This is a genomic window from Marinobacter salarius, from assembly GCF_032922745.1.
Taxonomy (GTDB): domain Bacteria; phylum Pseudomonadota; class Gammaproteobacteria; order Pseudomonadales; family Oleiphilaceae; genus Marinobacter.
The window spans coordinates 4,230,951-4,245,062 of sequence record NZ_CP136693.1 but is presented as its reverse complement, the minus strand read 5'-3'; the positions used below and the strand labels follow the sequence as shown (position 1 = coordinate 4,245,062).

Sequence of the window (14,112 nt, the reverse complement as noted above, 5' to 3'; positions counted from 1 at the left end):
CGTCAGCCCCCCTTGAACATCCGTGAGAAGAAACCCTTTTTCTGGGACGTCATAAAGCGATGCTCCCGCTCCTCACCCATCAGGCGGGCCACGGCATCATCATAGGCCTGCCCGGCATCGCTGTCTTCCTCAAGGATGACAGGAAGCCCCTGGTTGGAAGCATTCAGCACCACCTGGGATTCCGGAATCACGCCCAGCAGTGGGATGGCGAGGATTTCTTCAACGTCGGCGACGGAAAGCATTTCGCCCTTGTCCACCCGGTCGGGGTTGTAGCGGGATAGCAGCAGGTGTTCCTTTACGGGGTCCTGCCCCATCTCGGCTCTCCGCGACTTGCTCTGCAGGATGCCGAGAATACGGTCTGAATCCCGAACCGAGGACACTTCGGGATTGGTAACAACCACCGCCTCGTCGGCGTAGTAGAGTGCCATCAGGGCGCCATGCTCAATGCCGGCGGGAGAGTCGCAGACAATATAGTCAAACCGCTCGGACAGTTCGTTGATCACTTTTTCAACGCCATCCTTGGTCAGGGCTTCCTTTTCCCGGGTCTGGGAGGCCGGCAGGATATACAGGGTGTCGACCCGTTTGTCCCGGATCAGTGCCTGGTTGAGAGTGGCTTCGCCCTGGATCACATTTACGAAGTCGTACACCACCCTGCGTTCGCAGTTCATGATGAGATCCAGGTTACGCAGGCCCACGTCGAAGTCGATCACCACGGTTTTGTGGCCCCGCTTCGCCAGGCCGGTGCTGATAGAGGCGCTGGTTGTGGTTTTACCTACGCCACCTTTTCCTGAGGTAACGACAATGATTCTAGCCAAGGTTGCATTCCTGTTTTGCGGTGGATTCGTCGTTTTCCCCGCCCATGCGGGTAGTTACGTTCGTTTCAGGCCTTCTCCAGTGGCGTTACCACCAGCAGGTCGTCCCTGAGCTGGATCTGTACGGCGTTTTTCCAGCCGTTGTCCTGAAGATCTTCGGAGATTTTATAGTGTCCGGCGATGGACACAAGCTCTGCTTCAAGAGACTGGCAGAATACCCGTGCATGTTCCGCACCGTGAATGCCCGCGAGGGCGCGACCGCGCAATGGTCCATACACATGAACGTTGCCGGCCGCAAGCACTTCGGCACCGGCCTGAACCGGCGCAAGGATGATCAGGTCGCCCTCGGGCGCGTAAACCTGCTGGCCGGAACGGACCGGCTGGTTGATGATTTTCGCGGGCGCTGGCTCACCTGGATTCTCGACTCTGGCGGGAGTCGGATTTTCGGTCGGTTCAGCGGCGGCGGATTCCGTGGCCGGTGCAGTATCGATTTCGCGGTCGCGCTGGTTGCCACCGGGAAGTAGCGCCAGTGACGCACCGCGTGCCAGGCGACGCTGATCATCGTTGCCACCGCGTACGCCGATGACATGGATATTGTGGCGGCGGCAGGCGCCGATGATCTTGAAAAAATCCAGTTCGCTGCTTAGCCCCTCGTACTTTTCCAGGCTGATGATCAGGGGGATGTCCTTGAAGAATCCGGGTGCCTGGCTGACTTTGTCCCTGAGCGTGCTTTCGAAGTCGTCATCGTCAAAAAAGTACAGCTCCAGTGCGGTCATGGAAACGTTCGCACTTTTCAGTTGGAAACACTGCTTTACCCCGGATACGGCAGTTTCGCTCATGGATGGGTCTCTTCCGTGGTGTCGTCCTGAGTGGTGCCCGGGCGCTTGCGAAGCGCCGGGCCGTCGAAGCGGATACCGGACCAGCCGGTGCCCATGAACTGGCGGATATTGCTATGGCTTTCACCTGCCGGTTCATCCAGCACCTGCTGGTAGTGTTGGGCAAACAGACGCAACGTGTCGGACTCGGTCAGGTTGCAGTATTGGGCCAGGGAAAATACCCGGCATGAACCGGCGTTCTCGCCGGTGCCATTGTACAGCGGTCCGTTGTGGAACCCGGTGGGCTGATAGTCGAAAAATCGGTCAATCAGAGCCAGGGTGTCATCAAAGTCGCCATGGCCGGCCTCAACCGATGCCAGGTGGATACGAACCGCGTCATTGACGATCATGCCTTATGATCCTGTTTGGGTCCTTGCTGATAGCGGGTTTTCCACTCTTCATAAGGCATGCCATAGATGATCTCCCGGGCGTCCGGGTCAGACAGCTCGAAGCCTCTCTCGGCGGCTTCGGCGCGATACCATTTGGAGAGGCAATTGCGACAAAACCCTGCCAGGTTCATCAGGTCAAGATTCTGTACCTCAGTGTGCTCGCGCAGATGTTTAACCAGCTTTCGAAACGCGGCGGCTTCGATTTCCGTCTGCGATTGTTCTGGGATCGGGGTTGTCATGATTGCTCACACCTGTCTCTTCGTCGTTGGGAGTTGCTATTCGGAGCTCCTGACATTCTCAGCATGTTACCGTAAGATACAAGGCTGTACATATGTACAGATCATTTACTGAACTGAAGAGTCATGGCCCAGCGCAAGATTATCCATGTAGATTGCGACTGCTTCTACGCCGCCGTGGAAATGCGGGACGATCCCTCATTAAGAGAGGTTCCGTTGGCAGTGGGTGGCGAAGGTGGCCGCGGAGTGGTTTCCACCTGCAACTATAAAGCGAGGGCTTTTGGTGTGCGGTCCGCCATGCCCGGCGGCGAAGCCCGGCGTCTGTGCCCCGGCCTGGTGACCGTGCCGCCGGATATGGCCCGTTACCGGGCGGTGTCGAAACAGGTGATGGCCATCCTGAGGGAGTTGACCGATCTGGTGGAGCCGCTGTCGCTGGACGAGGCCTTCCTGGATGTCAGCGAGGTAACCGAGCATAAGGGCAGTGCCACGCTGATGGCGCAGTACCTGCGCAAGCGAGTGAAAGGCGAGGTGGGTATCACCATTTCCGCCGGCGTGGCCCCCAACAAGTTCCTGGCGAAGATTGCCAGTGACTGGAAAAAGCCTGACGGCCTGTTCGTGATCCGCCCGGAGGACGTCAAGGGTTTCGTTCAGGACCTGAAGGTCGAAAAGCTTTTTGGCGTGGGGCAAGTGACCGCTGGCAAACTTCACGCGATGGGCGTTGCCACCTGTGGCGACATTCAGGCGCTACCCGCTGAATCTCTGCCGGAGAAGTTTGGTAAGCAGGGGTACCGGCTGCGGGAAATGGCGTTCGGCCGTGATGACCGGGATGTGGTGGTGTCGCGTATTGCCAAGTCCGTCAGCGTGGAACGGACCTTTTCCCAGGACCTGCCGGACAAGCGCGCCTGCGAGTCGGTGATGGCCTCGCTGGTGGCTGACCTGAACCTCCGGCTTAGCCGCAAGGCCGGCCGAAAGCCCATTCACAAGCTGTTTATCAAGATTCGTTACAGCGACTTTTCCACCCATACCCTGGAGCGCGTGCGCGACCGGATTCAGGAGCCCGAGCTGGAAGACTATCAGCCGCTGCTGAATGAGCTGGTGACCGATACAGGGCGCCCGGTGCGTCTGTTGGGTCTGGGCGTGCGCTTTCGCAGTGATGAGTCGCCGGTTATGCAACTGCGGCTATTTGAATAAACAGGTCGTGCAGGCCGTTAACCGAAGCCAGGCCCAGGCAGCCGCCGATCAAGGCGCCTGCCGCCACATCGCTGGGATAGTGAAGGCCGAGCACGACCCGGGAGGCGGCAACACTCAGTGTGAATGGCAACAACAGCCAGGCCATCTCAGGCGCCGTCATGGCGAGCACCGTATTGAAGCAGACGGCATGTAAGGTGTGACCGGACGGAAAGCTGTAACGGTCCAGGGGCGGTGTGCCGCAGTTGATCGACGGAAACGATATAAACGGGCGCTCACGGATCAGCCAACGCTTCAGCAGCTTGTAGGTAATGGTGCAGGTCAGACCGGTGGCCACCATCAGCAGCGCGATGGCGAGCCCGGTCTGAGGCATAAGCACTGGCATCGACAGGATGACCAGATACCATAGCCAGCCATCACCCAGCCGGCTGACAACCTTGAAGTACCCCTGAACCGGGCGAAACCGCAGAGACCGGTTGATGGACTGGCAGAGGGCAAACTCCCTCTGATCCACCACGTTAAAGAAGCGAGATGCTTTGCTTGTGGAGGGCATTGTAGCTGTTCCTCAGTGGCTGGTTCAGTATCAGGTGTTCGAACTGCTCAACTTGTGCGGCCCAATTCAGGTCCAGTGCGTCCAGGCGTGCCTGTGCCCGTATCCTGTTCATCAGGGTTGGCTGGTCAGCCAGGCGCAGGGCATGGTCGACAAAGCCTTCGTCGTTGCTGAGTTGAGCCTTCATACCGTTGTCTTCATGGCGGATATGTTCGCTGGCGGCGGCATCGTCAAAAGCAACCACCGCCAGGCCACTGGCCATGGCTTCAGTAACCACGTTGCCGAAGGTGTCGGTTTTGCTGGGGAACAGGAAAATGTCACCGGAGGCATAGTGCCGGGCCAGATCTTCGCCACGGCGGGTTCCGGCAAAAACGTAATCGGGATGGCGTTCGGCAAGGCGCTTGCGCATCGGCCCATCTCCGACCAGTACGAACTTCGCGCAGGGGTGCAGTCCTCGGATACGTTCGAAGCATGACACCGCCATCTGAAGGTTTTTTTCCGGAGCGAGGCGACCAACGTAGAGTACCGCCCGGTCGTTAGCTTGCAGTCCCCATTGCTGCCGGAGCGCCGCGTCCCGTTTGTGGGGCGAAAAACGGGTGCAGTCAACGCCGCGACTCCAGACCGATGTTGGGTGAATGCCCATGTCATGGGTGGTCTGTGCGATTTTCCGGGTTGGCACCAGAGTTATGGCCGTTCTGTTGTGAAACCAACGGCCATAGCTGCACAACAGTTTTTCCAGGAATCCAGCGCCGTAGTAGCGGCTGTAGGCATGGAAGTTGGTGTGGAAGCCGGAACTGACCGGGATGCCGGCCCGTCTGGCGGCCGCAACAGCCGCTACGCCGAGGGGCCCCTGGGTGGCAACGTAAACGGCATCCGGGCGTTGATGCGTCCAGAGTGAGGCCAGGAAACCCGGCCGGGTCATTCCAAACCTCAAGTCACTGTAGCCCGGCAGCGGCAGGCCGGTCACCACGTGCTCGTCGGAAAACAGGCATTCCCCGGCACCTTCGAATCGTCCTTTTGATTCATGGCGTTGGCGTGGACGGATGACCGTTACCTTGTGGCCGCGTTGCATCAGGCCCAGGCATAGGTGCCTGAGTGTGTTCGCCACACCATTGATTTCCGGAGGAAAGGTCTCCGAAACAATGGTAATGTGGTGCTTGCGCCCTGAAGCCTGGGTGACTCTCATCGCGGTGTTACCTGTGGTTTCCTCTTTCATGCCTCCACTATGGAAACCTGGCATGACAGTTCCGGGACAATCCCGTGACAATCCCTTTACCTTTTTCAGCAACCAGATTCGGGAGTAAGCATGAAAACCCGCAAGCTCGGCAGGACCGACATTGATGTAAGCGAGATTTGCCTGGGCACCATGACCTGGGGCGAGCAAAATACCGAACAGCAAGCGTTTGAGCAGCTGGACCTGGCCACCTCCGAGGGCATTAATTTCATCGATGCCGCGGAGATGTACCCGGTGCCCCCGCGGGCTGAAACCCAGGGCCTCACGGAAAGGTATCTGGGCAACTGGCTGGCGAAGCGGGGCCGTCGCGACGATCTGGTGATTGCTTCCAAAGTGGCGGGGCCGGGTAATGGACTGGGTTACCTCCGGGATGGCCCGCGCCTGACCCGGGACCATATTCGTCAGGCCTGTGAAGACAGCCTGCGCCGGCTCAAGACCGATTATATCGACCTCTATCAGGTGCACTGGCCGGATCGTAACGCCAATTTCTTTGGCAAGCTGGGGTACCGGCACAGTGTGGACGAACAGGCTACCCCCATTGAAGAGACACTGGGCACACTGGCGGAGCTGGTCAAGGAAGGCAAAGTCCGCCACGTAGGAATCTCCAACGAAACCCCATGGGGAACGAACGAATACCTCAGGCTGGCCCGGGAGCATGACTGGCCCAGGGTGGTCAGCGTCCAGAACCCCTATAACCTGCTCAACCGCACGTTTGAGGTGGGAATGGCGGAAATTGCCTGCCGTGAACAGGTTGGTCTGCTCGCGTACTCCCCGCTGGCCTTCGGCATGCTCTCTGGCAAGTATCTTGATGGCAAGCGCCCGGAAGGCGCCAGGATGACCTTGTTTGAGCGCTTCACCCGTTACACCAGCGGTCGTGGTGCCGAGGCGACCCGAGCCTACGTAGACCTGGCGGCCAGCCACGGGCTGTCACCGGTACAGATGGCGCTGGCGTACGTGACCAGCCGTGATTTCGTTACCAGCAACATTATTGGGGCCACGACGCTTGAGCAGCTTCGTGAAAACCTGGGGTCAGCGTCGGTGTCCCTGAGCGAAGAGGTGCTTGGGGAGATAGAGAACCTTAACCAGGTGTACACCTACCCCTGCCCTTAATCCTGCAAGCGTTACGGTTTTTTAACAACTCCCATCGTGAAGCAGCCACTCTGACCGTTACAGGCGGCAGAGTGGGGTGCTTACAGTTTGCAACAAAAATTGCTGTTTTCTTGACAAAAATGCGGTGATCCTGTGACAAAAAAGCGGCGCTTTTGTGTGCAAAATCACATCTTTCTGACCTTTAATCATTAGACTTAAGCATTACATGACAGTAGAATTCCGCTTCGATTACAGGTCGCCAGAATTATTATGATTATCCGTATCTTCGTCGCACTACTTGCACTCAACATGATCGCCTTCGTCGTTCGCGCCGAAGCGAGCGAACGTGTGTTTGCAGACGAAGTTCCGGCCGAGAATGTGTATCAGCTTCAGGAAGAGATGTCGGGTGACTTCGAGCGTGAAGAATCCGACATGTATGCGACCATTGGTTCTCGCCTGCTGAGCCTCAGTCTCAGCGACTCAGATTCGGGAAAGAAGTCCTACGCGTCTGATCGTGCCAAGCCAGACCACGGTATCGCATTGCTTGAAGAGGGCGCCTGCCTCAACCTTCGCTGGAATTTTTGAACTCCCGCCGACGTTTTCTCCTTCTGAACCCTGACTGACCTCTTACGAATCCTCGCCACCGCTTATCTGTCTCAGTGCATTGCCTGTCGTAATGGCACATGTGATTATCCATATCGGTAAGCATTCTGACGGCAACTAAGGGAGTAACACTATGGCCGCGATGGTGGAGGAACAACCGGTAACGCTCGCAGACAGCAGCGCCTGTGTAGACGAGCTGATTCGCCGGGTGGGTAAGCGCATCACACTCGGCCTGCCACTGGGGCTTGGTAAACCCATACGTTTTGCCAATGCTCTCTACCAGCGTGCCAAGGACGATCCGTCCATAGAGCTTCACATTGTCACGGCGCTATCCCTGACCGCGCCCGGTGGCAGTTCATCGCTGGAAAAGCGTTTCATGGGCCCGTTCGCCGAGCGCTTGTACGGGCGGATTCCGGAACTTGATTACGCACGGGACGTGATTGGTCAGCGCTTGCCCGAGAACGTGCGGGTATCCGAGTTTTTCTTCAAGGCCGGGTCCTTCCTGAATAACAAGGACCAACAGCGCAATTATGTCTGCACCAATTACACCCACGCAGTGCGCGACCTTATGGCGCTGGGCGTCAACGTCGTGGGCCAGATGGTGGCTCCGGCGACTGAGCCGGATCAGAAAGGCTACGTTAGCCTGAGCTGCAACCCGGACCTGAGCCTGGACTTGCTGCCCCTATTACGGGCGCGGGAAGCGGCCGGAACCCCCGTGGCGTTGGTGGCAGAGACCAACAGCTATTTGCCCTTTCTCGGCAATGACGCCGCCGTCGAGACGGGCCAGTTTGATATCGTCCTGGAGCATGCCGCCTCCGACTACCCCCTGTTTTCGGCACCGCAAATGTCGGTCAGCCCGGAGGATCACCTTATCGGGTTCTACGCCAGTGCGTTGCTCCGGGATGGAGGGACCCTGCAGGTGGGGATTGGCTCGCTGGGCGCGGCGTTGGTTCACAGCGCGATTCTGCGGCATCGTCACAACGAGCATTGGAAGCAGGTGTTTGATCACCTGAAGGTGGCAGACCGCTTCCCGGTGGTTTCCGAGTACGGTGGCACGGATGTCTTCGAGGAGGGACTCTACGGCTGCAGTGAAATGATGGTGGATGGTTTTATTTACCTCATGGAGGCGGGTGTCCTGACCCGCGAGGTGTTTGATCATGCCGGACTGCAAACATTGATAAACCGGGGCGAACTTACTCACAGTGTTTCTCTCGACACCCTTGATGTCCTGCGGCGGGAACAGTTGATCGACTCGCCGTTACGGGCCAGGGACGTGCAGTGGCTGTGTCGTTACGGCATCCTGAATCCGGAGGTCGAGTTCAAAGGCGGGCGGTTGCGTGTTGGCGAGCAATCCCTGGATCCGGATCTCGACAGTGAGGAGGCGAGAAGCGCCATTGAGTCGTTGGCCCTGGGAAAGTCACTGACCGGAGGGATTGTGGTGCATGGTGGCTTCTTCGTCGGCCCCGAAGCCTTCTATCAGCGGTTGCGGGACCTGGCGCCGCGCGACCGCCAACGCATCTGCATGACCAGCGTCAACTACATCAACCACTTATATGACCACGCGTTCGGCAACCAGCGTCTGAAAGCTGCACAGAGGGTGCATGGCCGGTTTATCAACTCGGCGATGATGCATACGCTAAGCGGTGCGGCCGTGTCCGATGGGCTGGACGACGGCCGTGTGGTCAGCGGTGTTGGCGGCCAGTACAATTTTGTCGCCATGGCCCACGAGCTGCCGGGCGCGCGGTCTATCCTGACCCTGCGCAGCACCCGTAAGTCCGGTGGGGAAACACTGTCCAACATTGTCTTCAGTTACGGGCACTGCACCATTCCCCGTCATCTTCGCGACATAGTCATCACCGAGTACGGTATTGCGGATCTGAGGGGTCAGTCCGACGAGCAGGTATACCTGCAACTGATCCGCATTGCAGATTCCCGTTTCCAGGCCGATTTGCTCAAGCAGGCCCAGAAAGCGGGAAAAGTGGATGCTTCGTTTCGTCTGCCTGAGCACTGGTGCAATAACACGCCGGAGGCGGTTGGAGAGGCTGTAAAGATCGCCGGAGACACGGATATGTTTCCAGCATTCCCGTTCGGGCGGGACTTTACCGATGAAGAACTCCGGCTGGGCAAGGCTTTACAAACTCTGAAGGCCGCAACGGCGACTCGTCGTGGTAAACTGTTGACTTTGTGGCGCGCCGTTAAGGCAAACGACGACGACAATCGCTACCAGCCGTTGCTGGAGCGCATGAGCCTGGATAAACCCCGGAGCCTGAAGGCGAGACTGGACCGGCGCCTGGTTATCCATGGCCTGAATCTGACTGATACACCCCCGAATACAGGAAACACAAACGCCTGATGCAAAAACCTGCTGTATTAACCGTCCATTATGTCCTCAAGAACAAGCTCGGTGAGCTCGTTGACACCTCCGAGGGCAGTGAGCCACTTCATTTCCTGGAGGGCAGCCCGGAAATCATCGAAGGCATCCAGAAAGCGGTGAAAGACCGTAATGTCGGCGATTGCCTGGAAGTGACCGTGCCGCCGGCCATGGCGTACGGAGAGCATAATCCGGAACTGATCCGCAAAGTGCCCCGCTCCATGTTCGAGGGGGTGGAGAATCTGCACGTGGGGATGAAGTTCCAGACCAATACCGGCGACACGGCCCAGGTGGTGCAGGTGGTGAGTATTGATGGCAATCTGGTGCGCGTGGATGCCAATCATCCGCTGGCGGGTTTTACCCTGTACTTTGATCTGGAGATCATCGGTAAGCGTGAAGCCACGGAAGAGGAAATCAACGCTGGCCATCCGCTGAGCTGATTTACAGCTCCGGGCCGGCAATCGCTGTCGGCCCGTCTGATGCCTGATCTGAAAGGCGTCCCTCCTGAATCTGCCGCAACCCTTCGTGTACTGTCTGTCGCAAATCCCGCGTTACATCTGCCAGGTCCGTGCTGTTATCGATAGTCACCACCGGGTGGGCGATAACGCCGACCTCGACTGCTGGCTGGCGAAGCATGCGAATTAAATGATGCTGGAACTCGTCGTCGCCAATAAATGGCGCCAAATGGTCGGGGCGGCCGTTTCTCAGGTAACCGATGCTGAGAGGCTGTATGTCCACGCCCGCATCCGCCGCGGCGTGCAGCAGGCGGCTATGAAAGGGCAGGACCGTCACGCCTGCTGTGGTGGTGCCTTCCGGAAACACCAGCACCGACTGCCCACTCAATAAGGTGTTGGTAATTTCGCGGCGAGCCTGACCGGCTTTGCCACTGCCGCGTTGAATGAACAGTGTGCCCGCCTGCGTGGCCAGCCAACCGATCACCGGCCAGCGGCCGACTTCCGCTTTGGACAGAAAGCGCAGGGGCACCTGTCCGCCAAGTACAGGGATGTCCGACCAGGAGATGTGGTTGCTGACGTAGAGCACGGGCTTGTTGCTGAAGGTACCCTGCGTGGACATGCGAAACCCAAGGCAGCGGCTTGCCCCATTGAAGCAAATGCGGGCGAAGGGCGCTCGGTCGATCCGGCAGCGGAACAGGGCCTCAATCAGTAACAGGGTGCCGGCTAGTGTTGCCGTCAGGCCCATAAAGCCGGTAAAGAGTGCCAGTCTTGTGGTCAGGCGTATCCGTTCCATAGCCAATCCTCGGGTTCCAGAATGGTCCCAGTCGTTTACCGGACCTGTTTGCGCATGAAATGTCGGCTGTAGCGACTGGCCAGGTTGTTGACATCCAGTACCACCAACAGGTCCGCGCAACGGAAGTCCGGGTCCCAGCAGGGTTCGCCGCAGACGCGGGCTCCGAGGCGCATGTAGGCCTTGATCAGCGCGGGAACGTCCACCGGGCGATCCTCGCTGACAGTGTGGGTCAGGTGCGGCAGCGCCCGCAACGGGGTTACCCGGTATTCCTCGCCAGCCAGGAATTCGCGCTGCAGGTAGCGGGCTATGCGCCAGGCTTTCAAGCCGCCATCCGACATACCGATACTGGCACAGCCAATCAGGTAGTCCACGTTTCGCGATACGAGGTATTCCGCAACGGACGCCCACAACAGGCTGATGGTCGCGCCGTTACGATAGTCTGGGTGCACACAGGTTCTCCCAAGCTCGGCGACGGTCCCGGGGAGTTGGTAAAGGGATGAGAGTTCAAACTCACCTTCTGAATAGAAACCACCGGCTTCCACGGCCTGACTGTGGTGAAGCACTCGTGTTGTGGCCACCAATTCACCAGTATTCTCGTCGGTGACGATCAGGTGATCGCAGAATCGGTCAAACTCGTCCGCGTCAATGCCAGGGACGGTAGCTCCCAGGTCAGAACCATACTCTTCCGAAAAAACCCGATAGCGCAGTTTTTGGGCGGATTCAACGAGATCCGGCTGTTGGGTGATGACGGTTTTAAGCTGTCGGGCCGAGCGTGACAGGCGGGCAGTCTGGGCGTTCATGGCAATGCCTCTTTGTTTCCACTTTTCGACAAGGCTATGAATCCGGTGTGACATCGGAATGAACGGGGGATGACGACTTTGTGACAAGTCCCGTTACCGGTGTGGCGCTGTGACCTTTGTCACGGGCTGTAACGAACAGGCGGTTCCATGTATATTTCTGAATAGCATGTATAATTGCTGTTACAGGAGGTAGCCTGTATTGTCAGTTGGGTAGCTGATCTTCTGACAGGCAGCTCTGGTCCGGCCATGTGGGGTGACGTTGGCCGGACGTTTCAGAAACCGGAAAAACAAAATCAGAGATGGATGGCGTGGAACAGACGAACGAAAGTTGGCGGATTCTTATAGTCGAAGATGATGAGAGGCTGGCAGAGCTTACCAGGGAGTATCTGGAGAGTAACGGGTTGACTGTCGCCCTCGAAACTCACGGTGGGAACGCGGTGGAGCGCATCCGCAAGGAACAGCCGGATCTGGTCGTGCTTGACCTGATGTTGCCGGGTGAGGATGGGCTATCCATATGCAGGCGTGCGCGGCCTTTCTATCCAGGCCCGATTATCATGCTCACTGCCCGCACGGACGATCTGGACCAGGTGCTCGGCCTGGAAATGGGTGCCGACGATTACATCGGCAAGCCGGTTCAGCCGAGGGTGTTGCTGGCGAGAATCCGCGCCTTGCTGAGGCGGGTTACCGAGAATGGTACGGTGGCTGCGGAAGAGGGTAGCGGTGAAGAACCGGTCAGACTGCAGTTCAACAACCTGGTGGTAGACAGGTCGATGCGTGAGGCGTGGTTGAGCGATGACAGCATTGATCTCACCAGCGCTGAATTCGACCTGCTCTGGCTATTGGCAAGCAATGCCGGCCGAGTGCTCAGTCGGGAGGAAATTTTCACCGCCCTGAGAGGAATCGAATACGACGGCCAGGATCGTTCGATTGATGTCCGGGTTTCAAGGATACGCCCCAAAATTGGCGACGATCCTATCCACCCGAGGCGCATTAAAACCGTACGCAGCAAAGGCTACCTGTTCGTAAAGGAAGCCTGACTGTGCAATCTCTGGCGCTGGCCCGGCGGGGCCGGCGTTCATTGCCAGGGTTATCGCAATGCCCTTCAAGTTTTTTCTCAAGCTTTACGCCCGGCTGATTGGTCTTACCTTTCTGATTCTCCTGTTTTGCGCCGCATTGTTCCTGGGTGTGAATTCCGTCAGGGAGCAGTACTGGCAGGAGCGTTTTTCCGAACCGCTGTTGCGCTGGCTTGTTGCGACACCATACCCCCAGCAGCAGTACCCCTGGCTTGAGTCCTTCTACGATTTCCGGGTGACGCCGCCCGGTAACCTGGCGGTATCCGATGTCATCATGGAGCGCCTTTCCTACGGTCAGGTGGTGGCGACGGACACCAGTATTGGCCAGCAGGTCATGGTCCGTAACGATAGCGATGGGATCATCGACCTGCGATTCCGGGACATCTATAGCGACATTGCCGAGGCCACCGCTCTCATCGCGCGCCTCCACCTTGATGACATGTCTTCGGACGGTCGGGAAGGTGCCATGTCGCAGCTATCCGATACGCTCGGGATAGAGTTGCTGCCGGTTCGGGATCAGGCTGAACTCCCGGATTCCGAGGTTCTGGAGCGAGTCTCCGAACGGGGCATTTCGCTGTACCATCACCCCTCCCGGGATCGGGCCCAGGTGTTGATCCGTCTGGAAGACGGCACTCTCGTGGACATGGCCATGCCTGCGCCCTTCAGTCCCTGGGCGTGGCCGGTAATGCTGCTATTGCTTGCAGTGGCGGGAAGTGTTCTCGCACTGGCCCTCTATCTGGCGTTACGGGATGTGGACAGCAATCTCCGGGCCGTGGAGTCGGTGGCAATCCGTATAGCCCGGGGAGAGATGGGGGCGCGGGTGGATGCCGGCGACAGTCGCCTTGTGTCCCGGCTGGCCGCTGCCTTCAATAGTATGGCGGAGCATATCCAGCGGCTCGTCGGGGTTCAGCGGGAAATGATCCACGCGGTTTCTCATGAACTGAGAACACCGGTTGCCCGTATTCGATTCGGTGTCCAGATGATCGAAAGCGCCAACTCTCCAGAGGCGCTCCAGAAGCAGCTTGACGGCATTGACGGCGACATCCAGGAGCTTGATGAGCTGATCGATGAAATCCTGACCTACGCCCGGTTGGAGCAGGGTGGCCCTGTATTTGCGCTTCAGGAGAAGTCGGTGAGTGATATCGTTCGCCAGGTGGTGAGCGAGCAGCAGATGATCCGCCCGGACCACACCATCGAGGCAGACATTGACGATGAATCCGAGCGCTGGTCGCTGTCCGACGTGGAGCCGCGGTATCTGCACCGGGCGGTTCAGAATCTGGTAGGAAATGCTGCCCGCTACGCGGCCGGCCGCGTGAAAGTCCACTGCCAGTTTGATGAGGATAATTGCCGCATCGACGTGGAGGACGACGGCCCCGGTATCCCCGAAGAGGATTGGGAAAAAGTGTTTACTGCGTTTGCACGCCTCGATGACAGCCGTACCCGAACCTCGGGCGGTTATGGCCTTGGCCTCTCCATTGTCAGGAGGATCCTCTACTGGCATGGCGGGCAGGCGTTTGTCAGTCGCAGCGACGAGTTGGGCGGAGCCCGCTTCAGTCTGGTCTGGCCTCGCAAGAAGCCGGTAGAGCACACTCTCTAAGCCGTTTTGTGATGCGTCTCTCAGCCCCTAACCTGATGTAACAAAGG

15 protein-coding genes are annotated in these 14,112 nt (G+C 58.2%); 7 read left to right on the top strand and 8 right to left on the bottom strand.

What is annotated here, in order from left to right:
• Positions 1–2: 2 nt before the first annotated feature.
• The 4 genes from minD to R1T46_RS19740 all read right to left on the bottom strand — a co-directional run bounded on the left by minD (position 3) and on the right by R1T46_RS19740 (position 2,315).
• On the bottom strand, positions 3–815 hold the full coding sequence (gene minD, locus R1T46_RS19755; RefSeq protein WP_126810505.1) for a septum site-determining protein MinD: 813 nt from the start codon (positions 813–815) through the stop codon (positions 3–5).
• A gap of 65 nt (positions 816–880) precedes the next feature.
• On the bottom strand, positions 881–1,651 hold the full coding sequence (minC, locus tag R1T46_RS19750; protein ID WP_288353484.1) for a septum site-determining protein MinC: 771 nt from the start codon (positions 1,649–1,651) through the stop codon (positions 881–883).
• The gene (locus tag R1T46_RS19745) at positions 1,648–2,037 is read right to left on the bottom strand and encodes a HopJ type III effector protein (RefSeq protein ID WP_288353482.1); all 390 of its coding nucleotides are present in this window, start codon (positions 2,035–2,037) and stop codon (positions 1,648–1,650) included. Before R1T46_RS19745 ends, minC begins: the two co-directional genes overlap by 4 nt.
• Positions 2,034–2,315 (bottom strand): DUF1244 domain-containing protein, encoded by a 282-nt coding sequence (locus tag R1T46_RS19740; protein ID WP_126810502.1) that lies wholly within the window; start codon positions 2,313–2,315, stop codon positions 2,034–2,036. Before R1T46_RS19740 ends, R1T46_RS19745 begins: the two co-directional genes overlap by 4 nt.
• Positions 2,316–2,438: 123 nt before the next feature.
• Here R1T46_RS19740 and dinB point away from each other — a divergent pair, with 123 nt between their 5' ends.
• On the top strand, positions 2,439–3,503 hold the full coding sequence (dinB, locus tag R1T46_RS19735) for a DNA polymerase IV (protein WP_317306735.1): 1,065 nt from the start codon (positions 2,439–2,441) through the stop codon (positions 3,501–3,503).
• Here the strand turns inward: dinB and R1T46_RS19730 are convergent.
• Both R1T46_RS19730 and R1T46_RS19725 read right to left on the bottom strand, forming a co-directional pair.
• Positions 3,478–4,053 carry a phosphatase PAP2 family protein gene (locus tag R1T46_RS19730; RefSeq protein WP_288353479.1) on the bottom strand — a complete coding sequence of 192 codons (576 nt, stop codon included), beginning with the start codon at positions 4,051–4,053 and terminating at the stop codon, positions 3,478–3,480. The genes dinB and R1T46_RS19730 overlap by 26 nt on opposite strands.
• Positions 4,019–5,266: a glycosyltransferase family 4 protein gene (locus R1T46_RS19725; RefSeq protein WP_288353499.1), complete on the bottom strand. Its 1,248-nt coding sequence runs from the start codon at positions 5,264–5,266 to the stop codon at positions 4,019–4,021. Before R1T46_RS19725 ends, R1T46_RS19730 begins: the two co-directional genes overlap by 35 nt.
• A gap of 90 nt (positions 5,267–5,356) precedes the next feature.
• Between R1T46_RS19725 and R1T46_RS19720 the strand changes: the two genes are divergently transcribed.
• The 4 genes from R1T46_RS19720 (at position 5,357) to R1T46_RS19705 (ending at position 9,787) form a co-directional block, all read left to right on the top strand.
• Positions 5,357–6,394: an NADP(H)-dependent aldo-keto reductase gene (locus tag R1T46_RS19720; RefSeq protein ID WP_317306734.1), complete on the top strand. Its 1,038-nt coding sequence runs from the start codon at positions 5,357–5,359 to the stop codon at positions 6,392–6,394.
• 249 nt (positions 6,395–6,643) lie between these two features.
• Entirely contained in the window at positions 6,644–6,958 is a 315-nt protein-coding gene (locus R1T46_RS19715) for a hypothetical protein (RefSeq protein WP_007154407.1), read from the top strand.
• Positions 6,959–7,118: 160 nt separating this feature from the next.
• Entirely contained in the window at positions 7,119–9,329 is a 2,211-nt protein-coding gene (locus tag R1T46_RS19710) for an acetyl-CoA hydrolase/transferase C-terminal domain-containing protein (RefSeq protein ID WP_407070147.1), read from the top strand.
• Positions 9,329–9,787, top strand: coding sequence for a peptidylprolyl isomerase (locus tag R1T46_RS19705; protein WP_126810497.1), 459 nt, complete (start codon positions 9,329–9,331; stop codon positions 9,785–9,787). Before R1T46_RS19710 ends, R1T46_RS19705 begins: the two co-directional genes overlap by 1 nt.
• 1 nt (position 9,788) lies before the next feature.
• On the opposite strand, the gene R1T46_RS19700 is transcribed toward R1T46_RS19705, so the two are convergent.
• Together R1T46_RS19700 and R1T46_RS19695 are read right to left on the bottom strand one after the other, a co-directional pair.
• Entirely contained in the window at positions 9,789–10,595 is an 807-nt protein-coding gene (locus R1T46_RS19700; RefSeq protein WP_126810496.1) for a lysophospholipid acyltransferase family protein, read from the bottom strand.
• A gap of 35 nt (positions 10,596–10,630) precedes the next feature.
• Complete coding sequence (locus R1T46_RS19695; RefSeq protein WP_317306730.1) at positions 10,631–11,395, bottom strand: GNAT family N-acetyltransferase; 765 nt, start codon at positions 11,393–11,395, stop codon at positions 10,631–10,633.
• A gap of 299 nt (positions 11,396–11,694) precedes the next feature.
• Between R1T46_RS19695 and R1T46_RS19690 the strand changes: the two genes are divergently transcribed.
• Both R1T46_RS19690 and R1T46_RS19685 read left to right on the top strand, forming a co-directional pair.
• Positions 11,695–12,432 carry a response regulator gene (locus tag R1T46_RS19690; protein WP_126810494.1) on the top strand — a complete coding sequence of 246 codons (738 nt, stop codon included), beginning with the start codon at positions 11,695–11,697 and terminating at the stop codon, positions 12,430–12,432.
• 58 nt (positions 12,433–12,490) lie between these two features.
• A complete protein-coding gene (locus R1T46_RS19685; protein ID WP_317306729.1) occupies positions 12,491–14,065 on the top strand; it encodes an ATP-binding protein in 1,575 nt (524 codons plus the stop codon).
• Positions 14,066–14,112 lie beyond the last annotated feature (47 nt).